Annotated in this window: 23 protein-coding genes; 11 read left to right on the top strand and 12 right to left on the bottom strand. The window is 61.4% G+C overall.

Annotation, left to right across the window (positions count from 1 at the left end):
- Nucleotides 1-2: 2 nt before the first annotated feature.
- On the top strand, nucleotides 3-1,544 hold the full coding sequence (locus tag NKI49_RS05710; protein ID WP_352601015.1) for an HlyD family type I secretion periplasmic adaptor subunit: 1,542 nt from the start codon (nucleotides 3-5) through the stop codon (nucleotides 1,542-1,544).
- Here NKI49_RS05710 and NKI49_RS05705 read toward each other — a convergent pair.
- A complete protein-coding gene (locus tag NKI49_RS05705) occupies nucleotides 1,507-1,770 on the bottom strand; it encodes a hypothetical protein (RefSeq protein WP_352601017.1) in 264 nt (87 codons plus the stop codon). The genes NKI49_RS05710 and NKI49_RS05705 overlap by 38 nt on opposite strands.
- A gap of 352 nt (nucleotides 1,771-2,122) precedes the next feature.
- On the opposite strand from NKI49_RS05705, the gene NKI49_RS05700 reads away from it, so the two are divergent.
- The 3 genes from NKI49_RS05700 (at nucleotide 2,123) to NKI49_RS05690 (ending at nucleotide 5,550) form a co-directional block, all read left to right on the top strand.
- Nucleotides 2,123-2,353, top strand: coding sequence for a hypothetical protein (locus tag NKI49_RS05700; protein WP_352601019.1), 231 nt, complete (start codon nucleotides 2,123-2,125; stop codon nucleotides 2,351-2,353).
- Between the two features lie 72 nt (nucleotides 2,354-2,425).
- Nucleotides 2,426-4,204 carry a type I secretion system permease/ATPase gene (locus NKI49_RS05695; protein WP_352601021.1) on the top strand — a complete coding sequence of 593 codons (1,779 nt, stop codon included), beginning with the start codon at nucleotides 2,426-2,428 and terminating at the stop codon, nucleotides 4,202-4,204.
- Entirely contained in the window at nucleotides 4,201-5,550 is a 1,350-nt protein-coding gene (locus NKI49_RS05690; RefSeq protein ID WP_352601023.1) for an HlyD family type I secretion periplasmic adaptor subunit, read from the top strand. The genes NKI49_RS05695 and NKI49_RS05690 overlap by 4 nt, the downstream gene beginning before the upstream one ends.
- 179 nt (nucleotides 5,551-5,729) lie before the next feature.
- Here the strand turns inward: NKI49_RS05690 and NKI49_RS05685 are convergent, their stop codons facing one another.
- From NKI49_RS05685 to ehuB, 11 genes are all read right to left on the bottom strand, one after another.
- Nucleotides 5,730-7,043 (bottom strand): ABC transporter substrate-binding protein, encoded by a 1,314-nt coding sequence (locus NKI49_RS05685; RefSeq protein ID WP_502899504.1) that lies wholly within the window; start codon nucleotides 7,041-7,043, stop codon nucleotides 5,730-5,732.
- 96 nt (nucleotides 7,044-7,139) lie between these two features.
- The gene (locus tag NKI49_RS05680; RefSeq protein ID WP_352695555.1) at nucleotides 7,140-7,988 is read right to left on the bottom strand and encodes a carbohydrate ABC transporter permease; all 849 of its coding nucleotides are present in this window, start codon (nucleotides 7,986-7,988) and stop codon (nucleotides 7,140-7,142) included.
- A complete protein-coding gene (locus NKI49_RS05675; RefSeq protein WP_352601027.1) occupies nucleotides 7,985-8,920 on the bottom strand; it encodes a carbohydrate ABC transporter permease in 936 nt (311 codons plus the stop codon). Before NKI49_RS05675 ends, NKI49_RS05680 begins: the two co-directional genes overlap by 4 nt.
- Before the next feature lies 1 nt (nucleotide 8,921).
- A complete protein-coding gene (locus NKI49_RS05670) occupies nucleotides 8,922-10,013 on the bottom strand; it encodes an ABC transporter ATP-binding protein (RefSeq protein WP_352601029.1) in 1,092 nt (363 codons plus the stop codon).
- A 49-nt stretch (nucleotides 10,014-10,062) separates the two neighbouring features.
- Nucleotides 10,063-11,574 carry an arabinosylfuranosidase ArfA gene (gene arfA / locus NKI49_RS05665; protein WP_352601031.1) on the bottom strand — a complete coding sequence of 504 codons (1,512 nt, stop codon included), beginning with the start codon at nucleotides 11,572-11,574 and terminating at the stop codon, nucleotides 10,063-10,065.
- A 183-nt stretch (nucleotides 11,575-11,757) separates the two neighbouring features.
- The gene (locus NKI49_RS05660; RefSeq protein WP_352601033.1) at nucleotides 11,758-12,684 is read right to left on the bottom strand and encodes an ArsR/SmtB family transcription factor; all 927 of its coding nucleotides are present in this window, start codon (nucleotides 12,682-12,684) and stop codon (nucleotides 11,758-11,760) included.
- Nucleotides 12,685-12,970: 286 nt separating this feature from the next.
- The gene (locus tag NKI49_RS05655) at nucleotides 12,971-13,693 is read right to left on the bottom strand and encodes a GntR family transcriptional regulator (protein ID WP_352601035.1); all 723 of its coding nucleotides are present in this window, start codon (nucleotides 13,691-13,693) and stop codon (nucleotides 12,971-12,973) included.
- Nucleotides 13,690-14,469, bottom strand: coding sequence for an ectoine/hydroxyectoine ABC transporter ATP-binding protein EhuA (gene ehuA, locus NKI49_RS05650; protein WP_352601037.1), 780 nt, complete (start codon nucleotides 14,467-14,469; stop codon nucleotides 13,690-13,692). The genes NKI49_RS05655 and ehuA overlap by 4 nt, the downstream gene beginning before the upstream one ends.
- Nucleotides 14,466-15,125: an ectoine/hydroxyectoine ABC transporter permease subunit EhuD gene (ehuD, locus tag NKI49_RS05645; RefSeq protein WP_352601039.1), complete on the bottom strand. Its 660-nt coding sequence runs from the start codon at nucleotides 15,123-15,125 to the stop codon at nucleotides 14,466-14,468. The genes ehuA and ehuD overlap by 4 nt, the downstream gene beginning before the upstream one ends.
- Nucleotides 15,122-15,850 (bottom strand): ectoine/hydroxyectoine ABC transporter permease subunit EhuC, encoded by a 729-nt coding sequence (ehuC, locus tag NKI49_RS05640; RefSeq protein ID WP_352601041.1) that lies wholly within the window; start codon nucleotides 15,848-15,850, stop codon nucleotides 15,122-15,124. The genes ehuD and ehuC overlap by 4 nt, the downstream gene beginning before the upstream one ends.
- Nucleotides 15,851-15,900: 50 nt before the next feature.
- Entirely contained in the window at nucleotides 15,901-16,770 is an 870-nt protein-coding gene (gene ehuB, locus NKI49_RS05635) for an ectoine/hydroxyectoine ABC transporter substrate-binding protein EhuB (protein ID WP_352601043.1), read from the bottom strand.
- 341 nt (nucleotides 16,771-17,111) lie between these two features.
- On the opposite strand from ehuB, the gene NKI49_RS05630 reads away from it, so the two are divergent.
- The 7 genes from NKI49_RS05630 (at nucleotide 17,112) to NKI49_RS05600 (ending at nucleotide 25,152) form a co-directional block, all read left to right on the top strand.
- Nucleotides 17,112-18,260, top strand: coding sequence for a M24 family metallopeptidase (locus NKI49_RS05630; RefSeq protein WP_352601045.1), 1,149 nt, complete (start codon nucleotides 17,112-17,114; stop codon nucleotides 18,258-18,260).
- A 10-nt stretch (nucleotides 18,261-18,270) separates the two neighbouring features.
- Nucleotides 18,271-19,527: a sarcosine oxidase subunit beta family protein gene (locus NKI49_RS05625; RefSeq protein ID WP_352601047.1), complete on the top strand. Its 1,257-nt coding sequence runs from the start codon at nucleotides 18,271-18,273 to the stop codon at nucleotides 19,525-19,527.
- A gap of 12 nt (nucleotides 19,528-19,539) precedes the next feature.
- Complete coding sequence (locus tag NKI49_RS05620; protein WP_502899502.1) at nucleotides 19,540-19,806, top strand: sarcosine oxidase subunit delta; 267 nt, start codon at nucleotides 19,540-19,542, stop codon at nucleotides 19,804-19,806.
- Entirely contained in the window at nucleotides 19,803-22,757 is a 2,955-nt protein-coding gene (locus NKI49_RS05615; RefSeq protein ID WP_352601049.1) for a sarcosine oxidase subunit alpha family protein, read from the top strand. Before NKI49_RS05620 ends, NKI49_RS05615 begins: the two co-directional genes overlap by 4 nt.
- Nucleotides 22,750-23,241 (top strand): sarcosine oxidase subunit gamma, encoded by a 492-nt coding sequence (locus NKI49_RS05610; protein ID WP_352601051.1) that lies wholly within the window; start codon nucleotides 22,750-22,752, stop codon nucleotides 23,239-23,241. Before NKI49_RS05615 ends, NKI49_RS05610 begins: the two co-directional genes overlap by 8 nt.
- A gap of 291 nt (nucleotides 23,242-23,532) precedes the next feature.
- Nucleotides 23,533-23,883, top strand: coding sequence for a hypothetical protein (locus NKI49_RS05605; RefSeq protein ID WP_352601053.1), 351 nt, complete (start codon nucleotides 23,533-23,535; stop codon nucleotides 23,881-23,883).
- A 78-nt stretch (nucleotides 23,884-23,961) separates the two neighbouring features.
- Nucleotides 23,962-25,152, top strand: coding sequence for an NADH-quinone oxidoreductase subunit D (locus NKI49_RS05600; RefSeq protein WP_352601055.1), 1,191 nt, complete (start codon nucleotides 23,962-23,964; stop codon nucleotides 25,150-25,152).
- Nucleotides 25,153-25,545: the final 393 nt, after the last annotated feature.

Below are 25,545 nucleotides of genomic sequence, written 5' to 3'. Positions count from 1 at the left end.
CCATGCAGGACCACCCTGATGCCGTGCGTGTGATGATCACCTGGTTGGAAACCCTGCTTTCCGACATAAGCAAAGTTCTGCACTCGGCTTTCACCGCCCTCATCGCTGCCGTGCATCGCCAGTTGGCTGTCTATGGCATCGAAACCAGTGACACTGCCATCACGCTAGCAATTGGCGGCGCTGTGCTTCTGGTGATCGCGATGCTCATGAGGTTGTTTGGTTCGAGAGCAGCATCCGCTAGAACAGGTCATGCCAGATCTCTCGCGGACATCACGCGCTTTCCACGCCGGCTTGGGGTCGTGGCGACTGCCCTTTTTGTGCTGGTGCTGGGCGGCTGGACTGTCTTCGCCCCTTTGGCCAGCGCGGCTCTGGCTCCCGGCATCATCAGCCCCGACGGGCATCGAAAAACCGTCCAGCATCTCGAGGGCGGGATCATAAAAACCATCCACGTTCGAGAGGGTGACCTGGTCAAGGCCGGAATGCCGCTTGTCACACTCGACGATACGAGGGCTAAAGCGCTCAATGCGGAGCTTCGCGAGCGGTTCTTGTATCTGCTGGCAAGCCAAGCCCGACTTGAAGCGGAGCAAACCGGTGCCGTTGAAATAAGCTTCCCGGAGCAACTTCTTCTTAAGGACTCGAACGAAATGCGAAAGGTCGTCGATGGGCAACGGCAATTGTTTTTCAGCCGACGCGCCGCGCATCAGGGGCGGTTGCAGATACTCGACGCCCGAATTCGTCAGTCCCAGGAGCAGAACGTCGGACTTCGAGAGATGATTGCTGCGGAAGACGAGCAACTCGCCCTAATCGATGAAGAAATATTGGGTGTCCAGACCCTTGTCGACAAGGGGCTCGAACGCAAGCCACGGGTGCTGGCGCTGCGCCGCGGACGCGCCGACGTTGCTGCCACCAAGGCGGCAAATCATGCGAAGATCGCCGAGAACGAGCAAGAGATCGGAGAAACGCGGCTGCAACTGGTCACGCTGGGCGAGGAACGCCAGGAGAAGATCGGTTCGGAGCTCGCCGAAGCTCGCCGGATGACGGCGGAAATCAATGGCCAGTTGCCATCGCGCGAGGACATGCTCATTCGCACTGTTATTCGTGCCCCGATCGACGGCACGGTGATGAACCTGCGGGTCAATACCGAAACGGGCGTCGTGGCACCCGGGCAGCCGCTTCTCGATATCGTTCCCGACGGCAACCATTTGGTGATCGACGCCCGGGTGCGTCCGACGGATATCGAGCGCATTAGACCCGGAATGTCGGCCCGGGTAGTTCTGACCGCCTACAGGCAGCGGAACCTGCCGCTCATTCATGGCAGGCTGCGCTCGATTTCCGCTGACGCGATGGCCGATGACAGAACGGGACTGCCATACTTTCTCGCGAAAGTAGAAGTCTTTCCTGAAGACTTGGCAGCGTTGCATGAGGTGACGCTGGTCCCCGGCATGCCTGCCGAGATAATGCTCATGGATGGCGAACAAAGCGTATTCGCTTACCTGCTTGGCCCCATCATTGATAGCGCGCGGCGGAGCCTTCGCGAGAATTGAAGTTGCTTTGCATAGCCACTGCCGCAGCCCCTGGATGTTTGATTCCAGGTCTTAATCCGGCCCACTTGCCGCCGACAATGGTCTCCCAACCCGGTGTTTCCAGCTTCAGCTCGACGACGACACCAGTCTTGTGAACCCGATCGAGCCTCTCTCCGGCCCGGGCCGCCGAAGCCGCCGTGGTCAGCGTCAGCGCGAAAGCCGCAATTCCCGAAACCGAGATCTGCATGCCTGGTCAAATCTCGTTGTTGAAACCGAGATTTGCTGCACTTCACCCGCGTCCTAAAGGTCGGATTTTCAATTGACTTCGGTAACGACGAAAAACCATCCGCGTTGTTTCAGCTAGCCGGCGTCAGCCGAACCTGCTGCCGTATGAGGTATCCGCGCGGCTGGATCTGACAGCCTAGGCTTGTCAATATAGCAAGAGGTATATTAGCCGTTGTTGACAAAATGCCCAAGCTCTGGTTTCGTCATTACGGCAAATTAAAATAAATTCGTTGCGTTTTTACGGACGTGTTCGCATGTCAACTTTGGTTGTCGCGGACCGACGGGGGGTATATCTCGCCGGTCCGGAGTGGGTGTTGCGCAAGGCCGGACACGATGTTGTCGCCGAGTGCCACCGCGCGGTTGACGTTCTCACACACGTGGAGCGCCATCGGCCTTACATTGCCATCGTCGGAGTGGAAGCAGCGGATCCGCAAGCGACCAGTCTCTCCATACGGCTGAAAGCCAGCCACGGCGCGCTCGGCATCATCTTCATCCTGGATGGGGATATGACACCGAGGCAGACCACAGTCCTTGACGTCGCCTGATACCTGACCAACGGGGGCAGCCAATGCTGCCCCCGTGCCCGCGATCTGTTATACGGAGACGTCATCTAAATCATGAAAACCAACCAACAGCCCTCTGCCCTTCAGATGGTGATGAAAGAGGCCAGGCGGGCCGTCCAGCCGCTTATCTGGTTCAGCGGCGGCATCAACGTGCTGATGCTGACCGGAGCGCTTTATATGCTCCAGGTCTATCACCGCGTACTCGGCAGCCATAGTCTGGAGACGTTGGTGATGCTGTCGCTGATGGCACTGGCCGCGCTCGGGACGCTCGCGGGGTTGGAAGTGGTACGCGGGCGTCTGTTGGCCAAGGTCGGGTCATGGATGAACGCGCGGTTGGCCCCGGTCCTCCTGACCGCATCGGTGGAATACGCTGCTTCGGCCCCCGGTCAGGTTAACGCGCGACCTCTGCGCGACCTGGACCAGGTACGAAATTTCTTCACCAGCCCGAGCATCTTCCCGATCCTTGACGCGCCTTGGGCACCGCTGTTTTTCGCAGCCATATTCGTCATGCACCCTTGGCTGGGTTGGTTGGCGCTGTGCGGCGGCATCGTACTGTTTGCGTTGGCGTTGCTCAACGAATACCTCACACGCAAGCCGTTGATGGATGCCGCAAGCGCACAGTCGCGGGCGTATGTGCAAGCTGAGGCGGCGATCCGCAACGCCGAGGTCGTCCAGGCGATGGGCATGTTGAAGCCACTGCTGCAGGGCTGGAAGGCGCAGCAGGACGAGGCAAACAATGCACAGGTTCTTGCCGCCAACCGTGGCGGCGTCATCGCTGCCATCGCGCGTTTTCACCGGCTGGCCCTGCAAATGGCCATACTGGGCCTTGGTGCCTATCTGGTACTTCGCAACGAGGCCTCCCCTGGTATCATGATCTCCGCCTCGATCCTGATGGGCCGGGCGTTGTCCCCTGTCGAGCAAGCAATCGGCACATGGAAAGCGACGGTCGGAGCGCGCGCCGCTTACCGGCGACTGACCGCAGTTGCCGGACAGCGCCCGGAGGCCACGCCGGTTCTGCCGCTACCACGACCCAAAGGCAGGTTTGAGGCCGACAACCTTGTGCTTGCCCGTCAGGGTGGCGAGCACATCCTGAAAGGCATCAGTTTCCAGCTCAAGCCGGGCGAAGCAATGGCGTTGATCGGCCCGAGCGGCGCCGGCAAGACAAGTCTGGCGCGAATACTGGCCGGGGCTTGGCGCCCATCCGGGGGGCGTGCTCTACTGGACGGCATGGACGTCGCCCAATGGGCGGCGGAGGACCGGGGCCGTCACGTCGGTTACTTGCCGCAGGACATCGAGCTCTTCGCCGGGACCGTCTCCGAAAACATCTGCCGCTTCGCGAATCTCAACCCCGCGGTTTTCAACAACGTGGTCAGGGCCGCGCAGTTGGCGGGCGTTCACGAACTGATCAAAAGGCTGCCGAAGGGCTACGCCACCGAGATCGGCGAAGCGGGCGCAATACTGTCAGGCGGACAACGCCAGCGTATCGGGTTGGCGCGGGCGCTCTACGGCGACCCGGCACTCCTTATCCTGGACGAGCCCAATTCCAACCTCGACCGCGAAGGCGAAGAGGCATTGATCGCCGCCCTGGGCGTGGTCAAGGCAACGAAAACAACCGTTATCCTGATCGCGCACCGCCCGAATATCGTGGAGAAGGTCGACAAGATATTGGTCCTCATCCGGGGCCAGCAAGACCTCTACGGCTCGCGCGACTATGTCTTCAACGAACTCGCCAACCGCGTCCGCAAGGTGGCTCATATGCCAAAGGCAGTCCAACCGCCAACCCTTGAAGTGGTCACGGAAGCCAAAGAAATCAAAGAGGTCAAGGAAGCATGAGCCGTTCCCCAGAATTGAACGTGGTGCCACTACCCGTCGCGCCGCCCTCTCTCTTGGAACCGATGCCCCTGCGTCTCACGGGCGTGACCTGCACCGGGTTCGCGATCATGTTCCTGTTCTTCGGCGTGGCCGGAGGTTGGGCGGCGCTGGCGCCGTTGGACAGCGCCGCGGTGGCACCGGGCGTCATCAAGGTCGCCGGCGACCGCAAGCTCATCCAGCACCTCGAGGGCGGTATCATTGCGGAATTGAATGCTGCCAACGGTGATATCGTCAAGGCGGGCAAGATCCTCATCCGGCTCGACGACACACAGGCAAAGGCGCAGCTTGACCTGGTCCAGAACCGGATCGCAACGCGTGACGCGCTGGCCGCGCGTCTCAGGGCCGAGCGTGATGGCAAGGCCGAGATCGAGTTTGATCCGTCGTTGCTCGCAAATCCCGCCGCCGCCGCAAGGGACGCGGTGGCCGCACAACGTGACGTGTTTGCGGCCAAGCACCACAACTTGAAGGACGAACGGGAAATTCTCAGCCAGCGCCGCCACCAAACGGAGGAAGAGACAAAGGGGCTGGAGGCGCTTATCGCCACCGAGGACAAGCAGATCGAGGCGATCGAGGGTGAGACCAAAGATCTCGAAAGTCTGCTCAAGAAAGGACTGACCACCCGCGAGCGGAACCTGTTGCTCAGACGGCAGCAGCAGCAAATCGAAGGAGAACGCGCTACCAACGTCGCGGCAATCGCTCGTGCCAGAAGCGCCATGGCCGAAATTGACATGCAAATCTTGAACCTCAACACGGTGCGGCTGAACGAGGCCGTCGACGAGTTGAGCAAGGTCGAGTCGGAGTTGTTTGACCTCGGGCAGCAGGAGCGCTCCGCCAGGGACGTGCTTACCCGTACCAATGTGGTCGCACCGGTTGACGGTATCGTCATGGACCTGAAGGTCCACACGGCGGGCGGTGTCGTGAAACCCGGTGAGACATTGATGACCGTCGTGCCGCTCGGACAGCAACTCGTGGTCGAGGCTATGGTCAAACCGGAGGATGTCGAGACGATCGCGCCCGGACAGCCCGCGCGCGTCAGCTTTCCGGCCTTCGCCCGCTACAACCTGCCGCCACTCGACGGCGTCGTGGAGATCGTATCGGCTGACCGCATGGTGGAGGAGCGCAGCGGGGCACCGTATTTCGCCGCGACCGTGTTGATCGACAAGAGCGAACTTGCCAAGCTGGAGGGCCGTAAGCTGCTGCCCGGCATGTCGAGCGAGGCGATGATCAGAACGGGTGCGCGCACCGTGCTTGCTTATCTCGCCGAGCCGATCACGCAGAACTTCCGCCGGGCGATGCGGGAAAAATAGCCGTGGGCTCCGCTTCGGGCGGGCCTTCCGAACTGGTCGATCGATGATCTTGGGGAAAGGTGGTAACGCTCCCCCGCACCACCGTTACCACCATACCATTGTTGTCGAATTCCATTTGGCAAAAAAACCCGCGGCTGTCCCAGCCGCGGGGGTATGGGAGAGTTCTTGGGTGCCCGCGGTCAGATGTTGGCAAGCAATTCGTTGACGCGGCTTTCCATGTCGGCAAGCGCGGCATCGACGTCCTTCTGGCCAGTGATCGCAGCGCTCATCTCTTCGCCGATAATATCCTGGATCGCAAACTGGCGCTGCACCGTGGATGGCAGCGGTTTGCCGAGATCGGCGATGGCGGAAATCGTGTTGCGATGCGGCAGAGCCTTGAAGGCGTCCGAGGTGATGACGGCCTTATATGCCGGCAGATGGCCGGTGCGCGACCATTCGAAGTCGTTGTCCGCGAAGAACTTCAGGAACTTGCCGATGGCCGCGGTCTGCTCGGGCGTACGGTCCTTCTGCGAGACTGCCCAGGTGTGGCCGTCGGCATATTGCGCATGAGTGCCGTCAAACAGCTGCGGATAGGGGTAGACCGCATAGCCGCCCTTGTTGAGCGCCGTACCCTTGGTTTCGGACTGGGCGTTGTTGTCACCGACAACCCAGGTGCCGTTGAGCTGGACGCCACCCTCGCCAGCAAGAAAGGCGTTGATCGCGCCGCCATAGTCGAGGTCCTTGGTGGTGTAACCCTTGTCGAAGATGGCCTTGTACATCTCGACCACCTTCTTGGCTTCCGGCGTATTCAGCTTCACATGCCTCGGATCGGCAAAGAAGTCGGAGTCCTGCTGGAAGAGATAGGTATAGAGATTGCGCGTGTAGAGTGCAGTCTCATTGGCCAGGTTCTGAACGAAATAGGGCTTGCCGGTCTTCTGTTTGAACTGTTCGGCTTGGGCGAGCAGTTCGTCGGGCGACTTCGGAAGGATCGGCGTGCCGTCGGTATTGACGAGCCCGGCTTGTTTGAAGAGATCCATGTTGATGTGATAAAGCATCGTCCAATTGTCGATCGGCAGGCCGTAGATCTTGCCGTCTTTGGTGGCGCCGTTACGCGCCGCATCCGTGAAGGCCTCGGGCGTCAGACCGACGGACTTCAATAGATCGTCGAGCGGCATCAACAGCCCCTTGGACTGGTAGTCCGAAAGCACGGACTCGTGGATCGTGACGATGTCCGGAGCATCGCCCGAAGCGAACTGCGCGGTCAGCTGGTCGTAGCCCGGCCATTCCACGGTGGTGACGCTGACGTGCACATCGGGATTGTCGGCGTTGAACTTGTTGATCAGCGAGGTGATGATCCCGCATTCGCCTACGGCCTTGGCGACATCGGTGTTGGTGCCGAAATCGGCATCGCAGGCACCGAAAAAGCGCTGCACGGTAAGTTCCGTCGCCGCAAGGGTCGGGCTTGCGAGCATCATCACGCCCGCCGAGACTGCGGCAAACAGTATTTGCTTCATTTTCATATCAGTTCCTCCTCCTGAGTCTGCGCCGTTCCACACTGGATTGGCTTCATGCTTCAATCGCCGCGGCGCGCTCCCCGCCGGTCAGTTTCGTCACCTCACCGCCGCACCAGAGACAGCCGTGACGATGTATTTCTGGAAAAAGAGGTAGACGATCAGGATCGGCGCGCCGGCGAACACCGCCTGCGCCATCAGGAAGCCGATGCCCTCCGACTGGGCGAAATTGGTCTGTGTCGAGGCCATGCCGACCGTCAGCGTGTACATGTCCTTCTTGGTCGCCGAGATCAGCGGCCACAGATAATCGTTCCACGCGCCGAGAAAGGTGAAGATGCCGAGCGTCGCCTGTGCCGGTACCGTGAGCGGCAGAAGCACCTTCCAGAAAATCTTGAACCGGCCGGCATTGTCCAGCATGGCGGCTTCGTCCAGCTCCTTCGGGATGGCCTTGAAATATTGGGTCATCAGGAAGACGCCAAACGAAGCCGACAGGCCGGGGAGAATGAGGCCGTGATAGGTGTTGTGGAATTTCAGCACGCTGAAGATCTGATGGCGGGCGACAAGCACGGCTTGTTCCGGGACCGCCAGACCGAAGAGCACGATCACGAACAGGATGTTTCGGCCGGGGAAGTTCAGCCGCGCAAAACCGTATCCGGCGAGTGACGACAGGATCAATGTACCGAGCGTCAGCCCGCCCGAGACGATGATGCTGTTGAGCACCCAGAGGAATACATTCGAGGTGCCGATGGTGTTGATGTAGTTCTTCAGCGTGTAGGGCGCATGAAACACTGAATACGGATCGGCCATCAGCTCGGCATTTTCCTTGAGCGACAGACCGATGACCCACAGAACCGGCGCGATCATGACGATCGAAAGCAGGATGACGAGGGCCAACAGCACCCGGTCGCCAAATGCTCGTCCCTTGAGGGAAGTGGCTGGAGCACTCATGCTTGGTCGGCCCTGTTGCGTGCGACGAGGTACTGGGCCATGGCCGCGATCAAGATGAGGATGAACAGGATTTCCGATGCCGCGGCACCCAGGCCCAGATCCCAGCGACGGAATGCGGTGTCATAGATGTAAAGCACGATCGGCTTGGTCAGATTGTTCGGACCGCCGCGAGTCATCAGCCAGGCTTGGCCGAACAGCTGGAACTGCAGCACGATCTGGATGATGATTACCAAGATGAAGGTGCGTTTGATCGACGGCAGCGTAATCGAGCGCAACGTCTGCCAGCGATTGGCATTGTCCAGGGCTGCCGCTTCGTAGATATCCTGCGGGATTTGCTGGAGTGCCGAGAGAAAGAGCATCATCGGCAGGCCGATGCACCACCAGATGGTGGCAATGGCGATACCGATCATGGCAAGGCTGGGATCGGAAATGAAAGCGGGGGCGGTGGCGCCGAACCATCCATAGATTGTCGACAACAGACCGACATTCGGAATGAACACGATGCGCCAGATCAAAGTGACGATCGTGACCGACAGCACCGAAGAGGAAAAGAACAGAGTGCGCAGCACCGCGGCAGTGCGCGTGCGGCGGTTGAGGCAAAGCGCGAGAAAGAGACCGATCAGCGCCAGCGTCGGCACCGTCAGTAGCACGAAGTAGAAGGTGTTCCAGACCGATTGCAGGAAGACCTTGTCGTGAAACAGCCTGACATAATTACCGAGGCCGACAAAGTTTCCGGACGAGAAAGTGTCGGCCTTGTGGAAACTCAGCCATATCCCCCACAGCAGCGGGAAGAGCAGCAGCGTCGTGAAGAAAAACAAGAACGGCGCAACGAAAATGAAGTTTCGCCATTGCGGCGCGTGGATATCGACGCTTGGGGCTCTCGCGCCGGCGGCTGACATCTCGGTCTGCTCGATTGCGAGCCGGTCAGCCATGTCAAGCCTCCCTCGCGTGCCAAGCGCGGCCGTTCTCGCTGAACAGATGTGATTTTTGGCCGTCAAGGGTGAGCCCGACCTTGTCGCCGATCGCGACGCGGCTGTTGCCGGCATCGGAGCCGACGATCTGCTGGCCATTGCCCAGCCGCGCATAGATCAAGGTACGCTCGCCGAGCCGCTCGAGCACATCGACGAGGCCGTCGGCATTGCCCTGTCCGGCGGGAACGATGCGGACGTCTTCCGAACGGATGCCCAAGGTGTAATTGCCGTCGCTCAATTGGCTGGAGGCGATCTCGGTCCGCACCAAAATGCCGTCCGCTAATTTGGCCGTGGCGTTCTCGGCCGATCTGTCGAGCGTCGCATCGACAAAGTTCATCGCCGGTGCGCCGACGAAGCCTGCGACGAACTTGGTCGCGGGGCGTTCGTAAATCTCCATGGGAGAGCCGATCTGCTCGATCTTGCGATTGTTCATGACCACGATGCGGTCGGCGAGCGTCATCGCCTCCACCTGGTCGTGGGTGACGAAAATCATTGTCGATTGCAGGCGCTGGTGAAGTTGGGCAAGCTCGATGCGGGTCCGGGTGCGCAAAGCCGCGTCGAGATTGGAGAGCGGCTCGTCGAACAGGAAGGCCTTCGGCTCCTTGACGATCGCACGACCGATGGCGACGCGCTGGCGCTGGCCGCCGGAGAGCTGACCCGGCTTGCGCTCGAGCAAGTGCGGCATTTCGAGGATGCGAGCGGCTTCGTTGATCCGCCCGTCAATAACCTCGCGTGACATGCCGATATTCTCAAGCCCGAAGGCCATGTTGTCGCGCACGGTCATATGCGGATAGAGCGCATAGGACTGGAATACCATGGCAATGCCACGCTTGCCGGGCGGCAGATGATCGATGCGCTGGTTGTTGATTGCGATCTCACCGCTATCAATAGTTTCGAGGCCTGCGATCATTCGCAGAAGCGTCGACTTCCCGCAGCCGGACGGTCCAAGGAACACGATGAATTCGCGGGCCTTGATAGAGAGCGACAGGTCGTCCAGCACCGACATGGCACCGAACTGCTTGCTCACATTCCTGATTTCGATATCAGCCGTCACGTCGACGCTCCTCCTCAGCGCATGCAGCTTTTCGACGACACGCTCGAGGTCAGAGCTTCAGGCGTATCATCTGGTAGGAATAGGCTGGCAACGACAGGGTCAGATTGCCGCCGGCCACCGAAGCGCCCTCACCCTTCCTGGGGCCGACATTGCCGGGAGTCTCGGCCGAATTGACGGCTTTCAGATCGGCATGCACCATCACCTGATGGTCAACGATCTTAGCCGCGCCGAATCCGGTGACGTCGATCACGGTTTCGATCGCGGCGCTCGAATGACGGTTGACGGCGAAGAAGGTGACGTGGCCCGTTTGCGTGTCATGCACACCGGCGACGTCGACATAAGAAACGTCGCCCGCAACGCTGGATTTGTAGGTCGGGCTTTCCACCTTGAGATCCAGCGCATTGCCGCGGCCGTAGGTCGAGGCGTAGAGATAGGGATAGAAGATCGTCTGACGCCATGCCGGGCCATTCGGAACGGTCATGATCGGCGCGATGACGTTCACCAGTTGCGCGAGGCAGGCGATCTTGACCACGTTGGAACGACGGATGAAGGTGTTGAGGATCAGGCCGACCTGTAGCACGTCTTCGAAATTGTAGATGTCCTCGAGCAGCGGCGGCGCGAAGGGCCAGCCGTCATTGCCGCCAAGGATTCTCTTGTCCTGCTCCTTGGAATGGTACCAGACATTCCATTCGTCGAACGAGATGTAGACCTGCTTGTTGGAGCGCTTCTTGGCCTTGATATAGTCGATGACGCCGGCGACCGAGACGATGTAGTCGTCGAGCTTCTCGCTCATCGCAAGGTAATTGGGTGCGTCATTGGCCTCATTGTCGAAATACATGTGCAGCGAGATGTAATCGACCTCATTGTAGGTGTGGTCGAGAACGGTCGCTTCCCATTCGGGATAGGTCGGCATCTTGGCATTCGAAGAGCCGCAGACCACGAGTTCCAGCGATTTGGAGAAGGCGCGCATGGCCTTGGCGGTCTCGTGGGCCAGCCGGCCATACTCGTCGGCGGTCTTGTGGCCGATCTGCCAGGGGCCGTCCATTTCGTTGCCGAGGCACCAGAGCTTGACATCGAACGGCTCCTTACGGCCGTTGGCGATACGTTTGTCGCTCCACTCGCTGCCGCCGGAATGATTGGTGTATTCCAGAAAGTTGCGGGCTTCGTCGAGGCCACGCGAGCCGAGATTGACGGCAAGCATCATTTCGGTGTTGGCGGCGGCGCACCAGTCGGCGAATTCATGCAGACCGACCTCGTTGCTTTCCGACGTGTGCCAGGCGAGGTCGAGGCGCACCGGGCGCTCTTCCTTGGGCCCGACGCCGTCTTCCCAATTGTAAGCGGACACGAAATTGCCGCCTGGATAGCGGACGATCGGAACGTTAAGTTCCTTGACGAGGTCGATGACGTCCTGGCGCATGCCATTGGCATCCGACGTCGGATGGCCGGGCTCATAGATGCCGGTGTAAACCGCGCGCCCCAGATGCTCTATAAAGGACCCATACAGCCTCGGATCGATTTCCGAGACGACATAGCGTGGATGTGCCGTAACGGCCGCCCTCATGCATTTCCTCCCTGCGTATCGCAAATGATGATTTAAATCACCTTGCCCGATACTAAACGGAATTGAATGCCGTCCGTCAAGTCGCAATAGCCAAAAGTCTGACAATTGACCGATGATCTGAATATCCGGGAATAATAGAGCATTGAAATTGCTGCCCTATTTTTTAAACCCGGATTTAGGATATCATCCTGTTTTGATCCTCAGCAGTATGTCCTGATCATAATTTCCAAACCCCTTGCCGAAAATATTGATCCCGCCAGGACGCTTGGCGTCATCCTTGACGCCGATGCGGACGCGGATTGAATGATGGCTTTTGAGGTCCAATGCGGCGAGGCTGGTTTCAGAAATCCTGATGCCGTCGACATAGGTGCCGTCGGTAGAAATCCGCCAATTCTTCAGCTTGCCATATTGGGAGCCCTTGAGCTTCCACCAGGACGGTGTGAAGACGCCGCGCTTGTCGCCGAAATCTCCGGGTGACGTCCAGGTGCCGACATCGAAGCCATTGATCGTCAGCGTGATGTCGGAGGGCCAGTCGGCGCTCGTGCCTGGCACTTCGGAGGACAACTCTACCGCCACTTCGAGTTCGGTGATCTCGGCATTGGCTAGCTTGGCATTGTTGGGAAATTGGTATTCGACAAAACCGCGCGTGAACCACAACAGCCCAGCTTTCATGCGATCCGGATCGAGGAAAGTGTTCGGCACATCGAGCAGACCAATGATGCCGTCCGGCGAACAGAGACCGCAGGGCGCCGTCACCTCGAAACCGGTGTAAAGCCCGATCGGCATCGACACTTCGATGGCATTGTTCTTGAGCGCACGATATTCGCTCTTGAAGACCACGAGCACTTCCTCTGCGGTCGGATAACAGATCTTCTGGCTGCCCTTCTTCGCCTTCTGGTTCTCGGTGCGGATCAGTCCTGCATCCTCCAGCACCTGGATATTGGTCGACACCGTCGATTGCGGCAGCGACAGCACGGCAGCAATGTCGTTAACATTCATCGGCCCTTTCTCATGCAGCAGCTTGAGCATGGAAATGCGTGCCGAAGAGGCTAGTCCCTTGAGGACGGCAATGCCTTCCTCAGGTTCGATCACCAGAAAATTGCGACTCATGGATTTGCCGGTCTATCCGAAATTTATATCCGAAATTATCTTGTATATCGAGATATTTGATTTAATCAATGCGCGGGCTCAGCCCGCATCAATTTATTGATCAGCGGCAGGTCACGCTGGTTTCGATCAGCTGTCGGCGGCCAGGCCTGTCGGTATCGAAAGGACCGAAGCGCGACACTCCGCAGACGTTGCGCACAAGCTCCGCTCGCAGGGCGCGATCGGACATCAGTAGTTTCGATACCGCCGCCAATCTCGGTGGATGTGCGTCCGCCCTGGCCGGATATGATTATGTGCCGTTGTCGAAACCGTCGGCCTCGCCTGTGTGACGCATCATGCGGCGAAAGCTCATCGAGATGTGGGCGCGCCTTATATGGCCGATCGATTCCCAGTCCCCGATCTCCGCAGCGGCAAGGACTTCCTCCATTTCGCGGCGGAAGGCGGTGAATTCTTCGACAAGGCCGAGCTGCGGCATCATCTTCAGCACGACCCGCGCGACCTGGAAGTAGAGACGCTCGCTGATCTCGCGCAGCGGCTGGTTGCCGGTCATGGCAGTGAGTTCGTAGAAGAAATCCATGTTGAGGCGAAGGAACGCACGTTGATCGGGATTGAGCATATCGGAACTACAGCGCGCGATGAGTGCCCTGATCCGATCGAGATCCTCCGCAGTGCGCGGGATCGGTGACAGCTTGCCTACGAGCAGCGCCAATTCCAGCCTGAGGTGATAGACCTGTTGCAGTTCCTCGATATCGACGTCGGTGACGATCGTGCCGACGCCATGGACGGATTGGACAAGCCCTTCTGATTCGAGACGCGCCAGCACGCGCCTGACCGGGGTTCGGCTGATCTGGAATTCCTGGGCGAGTTCTTCCTCGGAGAGACGGCTTCCCGGGGCGTAGTCCAGCAGGCAGATGCGATCGCGCAAGATCCGGTATATGCGCTCGAACCGCTCCCGCGCCGAGAGCGGGCGCGGGGTCACGACTATCGGCGCGGCATCCGTCTCAAGCGTCATCCAGCCTCCAGGACAGCATGCAGGAATTGCCGCGTCCGCTCATTCTTGGGTGCCCCGAACAATTCGCTTGGCGGCCCTTGCTCGCAGATCTTGCCTTGGTAGAAGAAGCAAACGCGATCGGAAAACTCCTTGGCGAAGCCCATCTGATGGGTGACCATCAGCATGGTCAGATCGTGCTCGCGCCCGATCTGCCTTATCACCTGCAGCACTTCGCCGACAAGCTCGGGGTCGAGCGCCGAGGTCACCTCGTCGAACAGCATGATTTTGGGCCGCATGGCCAACGCCCTGGCGATAGCCACACGCTGCTGCTGGCCACCGGACAGCTGCGACGGATAATGATCCTTCTTCTGGGCCAGTCCCACCAGTTCCAGGAGTTCCGCCGCCCGCGCCTCTGCATCCGCCCGCTTCATGCCAAGCACCGTCATCGGCGCCTCGATGCAATTCGCCATCGCTGTCATGTGCGGGAAGAGGTTGAAGGATTGGAAGACCATGCCGATCTTCGCCCTGATGCGGCGAATATGCGCGAGGTCGGCGGGAACGAGCGTGCCATTCTTCTTCATATGGGTCAGCGGTTCGCCCTCGACCCAGATGACGCCGTCGTTGATCGTCTCCAGCGTCATCAGCATGCGCAGCACCGTCGTCTTGCCGGAGCCGGATGGGCCGATGACGGAGACCTTTTCGCCGCGCGCGATTTCGAGATTGAGCCCGTCGAGAACGGTCAGCGCACCGTAGCGTTTCGAGACGTTCTCGAAACGGACCATCGGCTGTTCGGTCATCGAGTGGTCCTCCGGTTGAGCAAGCGTTCGAGAGCGCGGATGAGCGCGGCCGAAACCAGGCTCATGGCAAGAAAGAACAGACCGACCAGCGTGATCGGCTCGGTGTATCGGAAGGTTTCGGAGCCGATGATCTTGGCCGTCTGCATCAGCTCCATCACGGCGATCGCGGAGAGCAATGGCGTCTCCTTGAACAAGGCGACGAGATAGTTGCCGAGCGCCGGAACGATCGGTGGGATCGCCTGCGGGATGATGATGTCGCGAAACGTCGTCCAGGTCGACAAATTGAGCGCGATCGCGGCTTCCCACTGGCCGCGATGGATGTTGTCGAAACCGGCGCGATAGACCTCGGAACAATAGGCGGCGTAGTGGATGCCAATGGCAAGCACGCCTGCGGTGAAGGCATCGAGCACGACGCCGAATTTCGGAAAGACGAAGTAGATGAAAAAAATCTGGATGAGCAGCGGTGTCGAACGGATCAGCTCGACCAGCACCGAAATCGTCCAGCCGGTTCGCGGCACGGCGATCCGCACCACCGCCAGCACCAGGCCGAGGGTCGCGGCGAGCACGAAGCCGATCAGCGTCGCCTCGACCGAAACGATTGCCGCCTGCGCCAGCACCGGCAGGATTTCGAGGGTGAAGCTCCAGTCCCAGATCATGCCGCCCTCCCCCGCGCCAGGCCGGCCGACGCGCGTCTTTCGAGCAGCCGCATGCCGATGGTGAGAACCAGCGACATGGCGAGATACATCAGGAGCACGAGCGTAAAGATCGGAATGGTCTTGAACGTATTCTGGTTCATCTGCTGCGCCTTGAAGGCGAGGTCAGAGAGCGTGATCAGCGAGACCAGCGAGGTCGATTTGAGGAGTTCGATGAAGAGGTTGCCCCAGGGCGGGATCATGGCGACGAAAGCCTGCGGCAGGATGATCCGGCGCAGCATCTGTGCTCGGGTCATATTCAATGCCGTGCATGCCTCCCACTGGCCGCGGGCGACCGACAGGATTGCGCCGCGTACCACCTCCGATCCGTAGGCGCCGACGTTCAGGCCGAGCGCCACGACGGCCACCAGAAACGCGTCGAACGTGACGCCGAATTGCGGCAGTACGAAAAACAGCCAGAACAGTTGCACCAGCGCCGAGGTGCCACGGAAGATCTCGACATAGATCGTGGCCAGCCATCGGAGCGGCGCCGGACCATAAAGCCGGGCGAGCGCGGCAAGCACGCCCATGATGACCGCGAGCAGGCTGCCAAGGATGGCGATCTGAACGGTCAACACCACGCCTTGCAGCAGGCCTGGCAGAAACAGGCTGTAGCTTGCCTGTGTCGCCAGAATACCGATGATGGCGAGCGCAGCCGCTAGCATCGCAACAAGCGTGCCGATACCCATCTGCTTCTCCAAAAAGGGGCGGCGCCTTCGCGCCGCCCAGCAGTTGGGACCTATTTGCCGGCGCAGAGCTCGGCGGTGGTCTTGTTCGGCAGGTAGTCCTTGCCGAAGCCGAGCGGCTCGACCAGGGCGATGTGCTCGGGCGAGCCGAGGAATTTCTTCAGCTCGGCGTTGAAGGCCTCCTGCAGATCGGTGTCTTCCTTGCGGAAGCCGAAGCCGCCATGGCCTTTCACCGACTTGCCGCCGACCTCGCCGAACGGTTTCGTCGATTCGACGCCGTCAGCCTTCTTGGCCATGTCGGCAATAGACAGGGCGGTCAGCGCGGCGGCGTCGGCGCGGCCCGACTGGACGGCGGCGACCAGGCTGGACTGGTCGGGCAACGAGACGACCTGCCCTGCCGCGACACCAGCATCCTTGGCAAACCCGCCCTCGACCGCGCCGGCCATCACGGCGAGCTTGAGGTCGGGATTGTCCTTGAAGCTCGAAAAGTCCTTCACCGCCTTCGGATTGCCCTTTGCTACCAGCAGGGCCTCGCCGATGCCGTAAGAAGGCTCGGAGTAGTTGATCTCGGCGCAGCGCTTGGGAGTGATGAACATGCCTGCGGCGATGATGTCGAAGCGGCCGGCCTTGAGACCCGGGATGAGCGAGCCGAATTCGGTCAGTACACCGTCGACCTGCGGGATGCCCATCTTGGCGAGCACCGCCTTGGCTACTTCCGGCGCCTCGCCGGTCAGCTTGCCGTCAGGCGTGGCGTAACCGAACGGCGCCTCGTTGGCGAAGCCGACACGGATGTATCCATCCTTCTTGGCCCGCTCGAGGGTGGTTTCCGCGTGTGCGGCCACGGACATGAGCGACGTGGCGGCGAGTGCAAGACATGCGGCCGCCTTAACGGCCATACGGCGCGATATCGATGATTTGAGCATGCTTTTCTCCCATTGAACAACTGATGAAGGGTTCCCGGGGCACGGCCTTCTTCGAGATCGACGCCCGCTTGCTAAGACGTATACAACTACCCTAGACATTACGCAAGGCGAGATGTAGAAACCTGAAAAATCCGACGATAATTCGAAAATCTAAGGCAAGCTGCTGTCGAGTTGTGCACAATTTGGGCACTTTTCCTATTGCGAGTTGGGCAACTGCATGGCCGGAAAGCAGGGTTTCCAGTGACGGGCGCAGGCGGCTTCAAAACATCCGCGCAAGCGGAATACGCGCGGTGCCTGCCGGCGAAGGCACGCATCAACAGCAGCAAGCATGAGGACGCCTGATGGACCGCAATCCCTTTTCCGAACCCGAAATCGCCGGTCGTCTCGCAAGGATCCGCACCGCACTGGCCGAGCGCGAACTCGACGCCGCGGTCTTCGCTTCGCCGGAGAACGTCTTTTACCTGACCGGGCTCGATCACTGGGGATATTTCGCGCCTCACCTGCTGATCGTCCCGCTCGAAGGCAAGCCCGTTTTGGTCACCCGCGCAATGGAAAGGGTGACCATCGAAAAACAGGTGAAGGCAGCGGATTTCCGCGGCCATTCCGACAGCGAAACGGCGGCCGATCTTGCCGCACGGGTGCTGGCGGAACTCGGCCTGTCCGGCAAGCGGATCGGCCTCGAATACTGGACGGCCGGCCTCAGCCACGGGCTTGCCGTGGCGCTTCAGGCACAGGCGGATGGCAGATGGAGCGACGTCTCCGGTCTGGTCGACAGGATACGGCGGGTGAAGAGCGCCGAGGAACAAGCCCTGATGCGGCGGGCAGCCAAGGTGACCGACGCCGCCGCCGGGGCCGCGATCGCGGCGATCTCGGACGGCGCCGCCGAACAGGAAGTCGCCGCTCACTGTGTTTCTGCGATGATCCGCGCCGGCGGCCATGCGCCGGGCTTCGGCCCGTTCATCCGCCCGGCCGCACGGCTTGGCGAGGAGCATACGACCTGGGGCGATGGCATCTATCGCAAGGGCGAGCTGGTCTTCGTCGAGCTGTCCGGCTGCATCTCGCGCTATCATGCGCCGCTCGGCCGGCTCGTCCGCATCGGCCACATCAGCGACGAAGACGCCGCGATGGCGCAAGTGACCGCCAAGGCGTTCGACGCTGTCGTCAAGGCGCTGCGGCCCGGGGCCAAAGCGCGCGATGTCTACGCCGCCTGGCAAGCCGTCGCCGACGAGGCCGGCCTTTCCCACTATCGCCGCCATCACTGCGGCTATCTGGTCGGCGCCGGCCAGCCGCCGTCGTGGACCGGCGGCAATTCGGTGACCGGGCTGCGGCACGATTCCGATCTCGATATCGAGACTGGTATGAGCTTCCACATCCTCTCGTGGCTGATGGGCACCGGTCGCGGCGATGACTTCGTCTCCAACACCGTGCTCTTGACCGATGCGGGCGCCGAAGTGCTGACCCGCACGCCGACCGGCGCGATCGTTCGATAGGCCGGCCCGTATGGCGCGCTACTCGGCATTCCAGATTTTTCGCAATGCGCTGTCCGGCCAGAAGAACTGGCAGCGCGCCTGGCGGGCGGCGGAGCCCAAACCGTCCTATGACGTGATTGTCATCGGCGGCGGCGGACACGGCCTCGCCACCGCTTTCTACCTCGCCGAGAACCACGGCATCCGCAATGTCGCCGTGCTCGAAAAAGGCTATATCGGCGGCGGCAATGTGGGCCGCAACACCACTGTCATCCGCTCCAACTACCTGCTCGACGGCAACACCCAGTTTTACGAATTCTCGATGAAGCTTTGGGAGGGCATGTCGAAGGCGCTGAACTTCAATGTCATGTTCTCGCAGCGCGGGCAGCTCGTCACGGCGCATTCGGCCGATCAGCTCGACAGCTTCAGTCACCGCGCCAACGTCATGCGGCTGAACGGCATCGATGCCGATATCCTCGGCCGCGACGAGGTGCGCCGATTGGTGCCCTATCTCGACTTCTCCGACACGGCTCGCTTTCCGATCCATGGCGCCATCTTCCAGGGCCGCGCCGGCACGGCACGACACGACGCCGTGGCCTGGGGCTATGCGCGCGCTGCCGACGGCCATGGCGTCGACATCGTCCAGAACTGCGAAGTGACCGGCTTTGTGCGCGACGGCGACAGGATCGTCGGCGTCGAAACGACGAAAGGCCGGATCGGTGCCGGCAAGATCGGCCTTGCGGTTGCCGGCCATACGTCCGTTCTCGGCGCCAAGGCAGGCCTCGATCTGCCCATCGAAAGCCACGTCCTGCAGGCCTTCGTCACCGAACCGCTGAAGCCGCTGGTCGACCATGTCGTCGCCTATGGCGCCGACCATTTCTACGTCAGCCAGTCGGACAAGGGTGGGCTGGTGTTCGGCGGCAATCTCGACGGCTACAATTCCTACGCCCAGCGCGGCAACCTCGGCGTCGTGCGCGAAGTGGCCGAGGCGGCGATCGCATTGATGCCGTGCATCTCGCGCATTCGCCTGCTGCGTCATTGGGGCGGCGTCATGGACATGACGCCCGATGCCAGCCCGATCATCTGCCCGACGCCGGTCGACGGCCTCTACCTCAACGGAGGCTGGTGCTATGGCGGCTTCAAGGCGACGCCGGCTTCCGGCTGGTGCTTTGCCCACACGATCGCGACCGGCAAGCCGCATCCCTTGATCGCGGCCTATGGGCTCGATCGTTTCCGCACCGGCCGCACGCTGGACGAGGCCGGCGCCGGCCCCTCGGCCTGGCTGCAATAGGAGCGCGAAGCAATGCTGCGCATCGAATGTCCCTGCTGCGGTCCGCGCGACCACAACGAGTTCCGCTATGGCGGCGACGCTTCCGTCAGGCGTCCGGCCCATGACGATCCCGATCCGGAGACCTGGTATGCCTATGTCTATGTTCGGAAAAACCCCGCCGGCCTGCACCGCGAGCTCTGGCAGCACGTGATCGGCTGCCGCCAGTGGCTCGTGGTCGAGCGCGACACGCGCGACCACATTATTTCCTCGGTCACATTCGCCAGGACATCGCGAGCATGAACGTCCAGGACAAGCGGCTGCCAGAGGGCGGCCGCATCGACCGCTCTGATCCCATTGAATTCAGCTTCGACGGCCGCAAGCTCGCCGGATATCGCGGGGATACGCTTGCCTCCGCGCTGCTCGCCAACGGCGTCACCCTGGTCGGGCGCAGCTTCAAATATCATCGCCCGCGCGGCATTCTTTCCGCCGGGCCGGAGGAGCCGAACGCGCTGGTCACGCTTGGGGCCGGCGGCAGGCGTGAGCCGAACCTGCCGGCGACGACGCTGGAACTGGGTGACGGCACGGTCGCGGAAAGCCAGAACCGCTGGCCGTCGCTCGCCTTCGATGTGCAAAGCATCAACGGGCTGTTTGCACCGTTCCTTTCGGCCGGCTTCTACTACAAGACCTTCATGGGCCCGACGCGGCGCGCCTGGATGTTTTACGAGCATTTCATCCGCAGAGCGGCCGGCCTGGGCAGAGCTGGAACCGAGCCGGATCCAGATCGCTACGAAATTCGGCACGCCTTCGCCGATGTGGCCATCATCGGCGGCGGTCCGGCGGGATTATCCGCGGCGCGCGCCGCCGCAGCGGCAGGGGCGCGGATCGCGCTCGTCGAGCAGGATTTCCTTTTCGGCGGCCAATTGTTGGCGGAGCGATCGGAGAGCACGGCAGCCGCGTGGTTGAACCGGACAGAAGCCGAGCTGAAGAGCTTCGAAACCGTCGCGCTGATGAAGCGGACCAGCGTCTTCGGCATCTATGACGGCAATGTCATTGGCCTGGTCGAACAACGCGTGCAAGCCAGCCCGCGGTCGGCCGGCGAAGCCCGGCAGACAGTCACCATGCTTCGCGCCCGCTCGATCATTTTCGCAACCGGCGCCATCGAGCGTCCAATCGTGTTTCGAAACAACGATCGGCCCGGCGTCATGCTCGCCTCTGCTGCCCGGATCTATCTCAACCGCTTCGCCGTTCTGCCGGGCAAAAGAGCCATCGTCGCCGCCACCAATGACGGTGCCTGGCGCACCGCCTTCGATCTTGCCGATGCTGGCGCCGAGGTGACCGTAGCGGACCTGCGTGCCGCCGCGCCCGCGGCACTTGTCGCCGAAGCCGCACGCCTCGGAGTCGCTGTGCGGGCCGGAACCCGCATTGTCGATTTGCACGGCAGCCATGTCGTCAAAAGCGCAACGCTGAGCGGACCGGACGGCCAGTTCGAGGCCACCTGCGATCTGGTCTGCGTATCCGGCGGCTGGTCGCCGACCGTGCACCTCACCTCGCATCTCGGCGTCAAGCCTCGATATCGCCAAGACATCGACGGCTTTGTGCCGGGCACGTTTCCAGCCGACCGGTTCGGCACCGGCGCGATGATGGGAATCTACGCGACCGCCGATGCCATCGAGAGCGGTCACCGCGCCGGCATCGAAGCGGCGGCCTTCTGCGGCAGGTCGGTGGCGGTGCCGGCTTCATCGAAGCTCGATCTGAGCGAGACCATCTCGGCTCCGCTGCGCGAAGTGCCGCCCGTCAAACATGGAAAGGCCTTCGTCGATTTCCAGATGGACGTGACGGCGAAGGACATCGAACTCGCCCACCGCGAAGGCTATGAATCGGTCGAGCACCTGAAGCGCTACACCACGCTCGGCATGGGCACGGACCAGGGCAAGACCAGCAATTTCCCCGCACTGTCCGCAATGGCCGCGCTGCGCGCTACAATGGTCCCCGAGACCGGCACCACGACATTTCGCCCGCCCTTCACGCCGGTCGCCATCGGTGCGCTTGCCGGACGCGCAACCGGCCGTCACTTCAAGCCGTTCCGTCGCACGCCGATGCATGATTGGCACCTGGCGAACGGCGCCGACCTGCTGGAGGTCGGGCTCTGGATGCGGCCCTGGTTCTACAGGCAGTCCGGGGCCGATGTGAACGAAGCCTATGTCGCCGAAATGCGCAATGTGCGCCAGGCCGCAGGCCTGATGGACATCTCCACGCTGGGCAAGATCGACGTCCAGGGCCCCGATGCGGCGACTTTCCTGGACCGCGTCTATGCCAACGGCTTTGCCAAATTGCCGATCGGACGCGCCCGCTACGGCGTCATGCTGCGCGACGACGGCATCGTCCTCGACGACGGCACCACGACGCGGCTGGCGGAAAAGCACTTCTTCATGACCACCTCGACCGCCAGGGCCGCCGAAATGCTGTCGCGGCTGGAATTCCTGCTCGACACCGCCTGGCCGGAATTGCGCGTGGCCGTCACCTCGGTGAGCGACGAATGGGCGGCGATGTCGGTCGCCGGGCCGAACAGCCGCGCCATCCTGGCGGCGGCATTGCCGTCGCTCGACGTATCCAACGAAGCGCTGCCACATATGGGGTTGCTCGAAAGCCAATGGAAAGGCCGCGCGCTACGCATCCTGCGCCTCAGCTATTCCGGTGAACGCGCCTATGAAATCTATGTCGGCGCGACTGCCGGCGCACAACTCTGGAGCCACTTGCTCGAAGCTGGCGGGCCGTTCGGCCTGAAGTCCTACGGCGTCGAGGCGCTTGGGGCGCTGCGCGTCGAGAAGGGCCATGTCGCAGGGCCTGAAATCGATGGGCGCACCACGCTCGACGATCTCGGCCTCGGCCGCATGGTCGGCAAGCGCAGCGGCTTCGTTGGAGATGTGCTGCGCCGCCGCCCTGCCCTTCTGGCACCTGACAGGCAGCGCCTGGTCGGACTGGAATGCATCGAGGACGAAAAGCGCCTGCGCGGCGGCGCCATCCTGTTCCTGCCGGGCGAGAAAGCATTCGGCCACGGCCGCGGGCGTATCACCTCCGTCACCTTCAGTCCCGAACGCGGTCACTATGTCGGGCTGGCGCTGCTTGCCGGCGATGTCGCGGCGGAAGGAAGCGAGGTCGTGGCCGTCTATCCGATGAAGGGTGAAACGGTGCGCGCCCGCATCGTCTCGCCGGTATTCCTCGATCCGCAAGAAGAGCGTCTGCATGGCTAGCTCGGATTTCAGCCTGTCCGTCGCCGATTGCCCGCTCATCCAGGTAGAGGGCTGGGACGTTACGCTGAGGCAATTCGAAGCGAGCCTCTCGGCGTCGCTCGGCACAAGACTTCCCGCTTCCGTCGGAGAGACGGTTCATCACAACGGCCTCCTCGTCATCCGCGTTGCGCCTCGCCGCCTGTGGCTGGTACTCGACGACGTTACGCAAGCGCCGTCGCTTGCCATCGATCCGGATCTCGGCTGCTCGGTTCCGCTCGGCGAAGGTCGCGTACGGTTCAGCCTGGCCGGGACCGACATAGCCGGAATTCTCTCAGCCTGTATCGCCGTCGACTGGCACGCGCCGACCGCCGCTCCAGGCCGCGCCGTGCTGACATCTCTCCACCATGTGCCGGTACTCTTCCTGCGTACCCGCGACACGGCATGCGATCTCGTCGTGCCGCGAAGCTTCGCCCGCAGCCTCTCCGATTGGATTGCCGGCGAATAAGGGCAGGCTGCTGCTTCAAGCGGTCGACGTTGACGGAACAGGAAACCATCACAAGTGCTGGAGACCGCGAGAAGACCCCAGCCCGGAAGCTTCGTTCCGGCCGACATCCGATCGATGGTATCTGGATGCGGCCGCTCCCGACGAAATTCGGTGCAGGTTCGCCGACCGTAGCTGGAGTGGCTGGAACTATAGTCAGCGACGATGGTTGTATCGTCACCAGGCTGGTCCTCCTCAAGCAAAACGAAAGGAACGATCATGCGCATGTCGATGGTATTCGCCGTCTGCTCTGGTTTGGCGCTGGCCTTGCCGGCTTTCGCGCAATCGACGGTTTCCCCTGCCGTGCCCACGCCCGACCAAAGCGCGCCCGGCCAAAGTGCACCCGATCAAAGTTTGACCGGCCAGAATTTCACCAACGTGGCGATCGTCGCGGTCGAAGATTTGCCTGCCGAGATCAAGGCGCAGGCGGATGCCGTGATCACCGAGACCAAGGCTGAGGACTTGCTTCGCCTGCAACATTCGATCGATGCTTCGCCGGAGGCAACATTGGCGCTGGCGGCGCACGGGCTCAACTCCTCGCAGGTCGTGGCCGCCAACATCGACGGCGATGGAACCTTGACGCTGATCATCCAGACGACAACTTGATCGGCAATCCGGGCGGCGAGCCTTCTGTCCGGATCCGCCGTGACGCAACAAAACGCAGGTGCCGCGGGAAGAGCCGTCATGACGGAAGCCGCCGTCCGCAACTTCACCATTAATTTCGGACCGCAGCATCCGTCGGCCCACGGGGTTCTCAGACTTGTGCTGGAACTCGACGGCGAGATCGTCGACCGCGCCGATCCGCATATCGGCTTGCTGCATCGCGGCACCGAAAAACTCATAGAATATAAGAATTATCTGCAGGCGCTGCCCTATTTCGACCGGCTCGACTATGTCGCGCCGATGAATCAGGAGCATGCGTTCTGCCTCGCCGCCGAGAAACTGCTCGAAATATCGGTGCCAAGGCGTGGGCAACTTATCCGTGTCCTGTTTTGCGAAATCGGCCGGCTTCTGTCGCATCTCCTCAACGTCACGACCCAGGCCATGGACATCGGCGCGCTGACCCCGCCGCTCTGGGGCTTCGCCGAGCGTGAGAAGCTGATGGTCTTCTACGAACGCGCCTCGGGCGCCCGCATGCATGCGAACTACTTCAGGATCGGTGGCGTGCACCAGGACCTCCCTGCCAAGCTTCTCGACGACATCTGGGACTTCTGCGACCCTTTCCTCCGGGCCTGCGACAATCTCGACAGCCTGCTCACCGAGAATCGGATTTTCAAGCAACGCAATGTCGATGTCGGAGCAATCGGGCTCGACGACGCCTGGGCCTGGGGCTTTTCCGGCGTGATGGTGCGCGGGTCCGGCGCATCGTGGGATCTGCGCAAGGCTCAGCCATATGAATGTTATCCGGAGATGGATTTCGACATTCCCGTCGGCAAGAACGGGGACTGCTACGATCGTTATCTCGTGCGTATGGAGGAGATGCGCCAATCTGTCCGGATCATGAGGCAGTGCCTGGAAAAGCTGCGGTCGCCGGAAGGCCAAGGACCGGTGGCGATCCCCAACCGCAAGATCACGCCGCCGCCACGCGCCACTATGAAGCGGTCGATGGAAGCCACGATCCAGCATTTCAAGCTTTACACCGAGGGGCATCGTGTACCGGCCGGAGAAGTCTACGCCGCCGTCGAAGCGCCGAAGGGCGAATTCGGCGTCTATCTGGTTTCGAACGGGAGCAATACTCCCTATCGGTGCAAGATACGCGCGCCTTCCTTTGCCCATCTGCAGGCGATGGATTTTCTGTCCCGAGGGCACATGATCGCCGACGTTGCCGCGATCATTGGATCACTCGACATCGTGTTTGGCGAGATCGACCGCTGAGTCGACGCGAGGAGTTTGACACATGCGACACAACTGGCAGAAACAGCGCGAATTCCTGGAGCGTCACTTTGACCTTGTCATCGCGTTGGGCCTGCTTGCGGGTTTGGCGGCGTTGGCAGGAATGGGCTACACGCCTTAGCCCATTCCAGGAAAGCCGCGAAACGGGTTCCGCCTGCCGGAACAAAGAGATAGAAGGGTTCTGCGTTGCCGCGGAACGATGAACCGTCCTGCCAACGATGAACCGTCCTGCCCCCGTCCCGCTTTCATGCACTCCTTCGTGTAGGAAGATCGTACACGCTCTTGCCTGTTGCGTGGCGCGCCGCACGGTCTGGTGACGACGGGATCCGGCACCACCGCCTCGCCGCAATCGACCGCGCACCACATGCGAAATCG

This window comes from Mesorhizobium sp. M0587, from assembly GCF_040320945.1.
In the GTDB taxonomy this organism is placed as follows: domain Bacteria; phylum Pseudomonadota; class Alphaproteobacteria; order Rhizobiales; family Rhizobiaceae; genus Mesorhizobium.
Note: the sequence above shows the minus strand (reverse complement) of the source record. Positions and strands in the feature narration are given on the sequence as shown.

What these genes read in the sequence shown, in the direction of transcription:
- NKI49_RS05655 (WP_352601035.1), bottom strand. Translation starts at nt 13,693, where the DNA reads ATGACGCTTGAGACGGATGCCGCGCCGATAGTCGTGACCCCGCGCCCG.
- NKI49_RS05630 (WP_352601045.1), top strand. Translation starts at nt 17,112, where the DNA reads ATGGACCGCAATCCCTTTTCCGAACCCGAAATCGCCGGTCGTCTCGCA.
- NKI49_RS05690 (WP_352601023.1), top strand. Translation starts at nt 4,201, where the DNA reads ATGAGCCGTTCCCCAGAATTGAACGTGGTGCCACTACCCGTCGCGCCG.
- arfA (WP_352601031.1), bottom strand. Translation starts at nt 11,574, where the DNA reads ATGAGGGCGGCCGTTACGGCACATCCACGCTATGTCGTCTCGGAAATC.
- ehuA (WP_352601037.1), bottom strand. Translation starts at nt 14,469, where the DNA reads ATGACCGAACAGCCGATGGTCCGTTTCGAGAACGTCTCGAAACGCTAC.
- NKI49_RS05705 (WP_352601017.1), bottom strand. Translation starts at nt 1,770, where the DNA reads ATGCAGATCTCGGTTTCGGGAATTGCGGCTTTCGCGCTGACGCTGACC.
- NKI49_RS05600 (WP_352601055.1), top strand. Translation starts at nt 23,962, where the DNA reads ATGACGGAAGCCGCCGTCCGCAACTTCACCATTAATTTCGGACCGCAG.
- NKI49_RS05680 (WP_352695555.1), bottom strand. Translation starts at nt 7,988, where the DNA reads ATGAGTGCTCCAGCCACTTCCCTCAAGGGACGAGCATTTGGCGACCGG.
- ehuC (WP_352601041.1), bottom strand. Translation starts at nt 15,850, where the DNA reads ATGGGTATCGGCACGCTTGTTGCGATGCTAGCGGCTGCGCTCGCCATC.
- ehuB (WP_352601043.1), bottom strand. Translation starts at nt 16,770, where the DNA reads ATGCTCAAATCATCGATATCGCGCCGTATGGCCGTTAAGGCGGCCGCA.
- NKI49_RS05685 (WP_502899504.1), bottom strand. Translation starts at nt 7,043, where the DNA reads ATGAAGCAAATACTGTTTGCCGCAGTCTCGGCGGGCGTGATGATGCTC.
- ehuD (WP_352601039.1), bottom strand. Translation starts at nt 15,125, where the DNA reads ATGATCTGGGACTGGAGCTTCACCCTCGAAATCCTGCCGGTGCTGGCG.
- NKI49_RS05610 (WP_352601051.1), top strand. Translation starts at nt 22,750, where the DNA reads ATGGCTAGCTCGGATTTCAGCCTGTCCGTCGCCGATTGCCCGCTCATC.
- NKI49_RS05675 (WP_352601027.1), bottom strand. Translation starts at nt 8,920, where the DNA reads ATGGCTGACCGGCTCGCAATCGAGCAGACCGAGATGTCAGCCGCCGGC.
- NKI49_RS05620 (WP_502899502.1), top strand. Translation starts at nt 19,540, where the DNA reads ATGCTGCGCATCGAATGTCCCTGCTGCGGTCCGCGCGACCACAACGAG.
- NKI49_RS05660 (WP_352601033.1), bottom strand. Translation starts at nt 12,684, where the DNA reads ATGAGTCGCAATTTTCTGGTGATCGAACCTGAGGAAGGCATTGCCGTC.
- NKI49_RS05710 (WP_352601015.1), top strand. Translation starts at nt 3, where the DNA reads ATGCAGGACCACCCTGATGCCGTGCGTGTGATGATCACCTGGTTGGAA.
- NKI49_RS05615 (WP_352601049.1), top strand. Translation starts at nt 19,803, where the DNA reads ATGAACGTCCAGGACAAGCGGCTGCCAGAGGGCGGCCGCATCGACCGC.
- NKI49_RS05625 (WP_352601047.1), top strand. Translation starts at nt 18,271, where the DNA reads ATGGCGCGCTACTCGGCATTCCAGATTTTTCGCAATGCGCTGTCCGGC.
- NKI49_RS05695 (WP_352601021.1), top strand. Translation starts at nt 2,426, where the DNA reads ATGAAAACCAACCAACAGCCCTCTGCCCTTCAGATGGTGATGAAAGAG.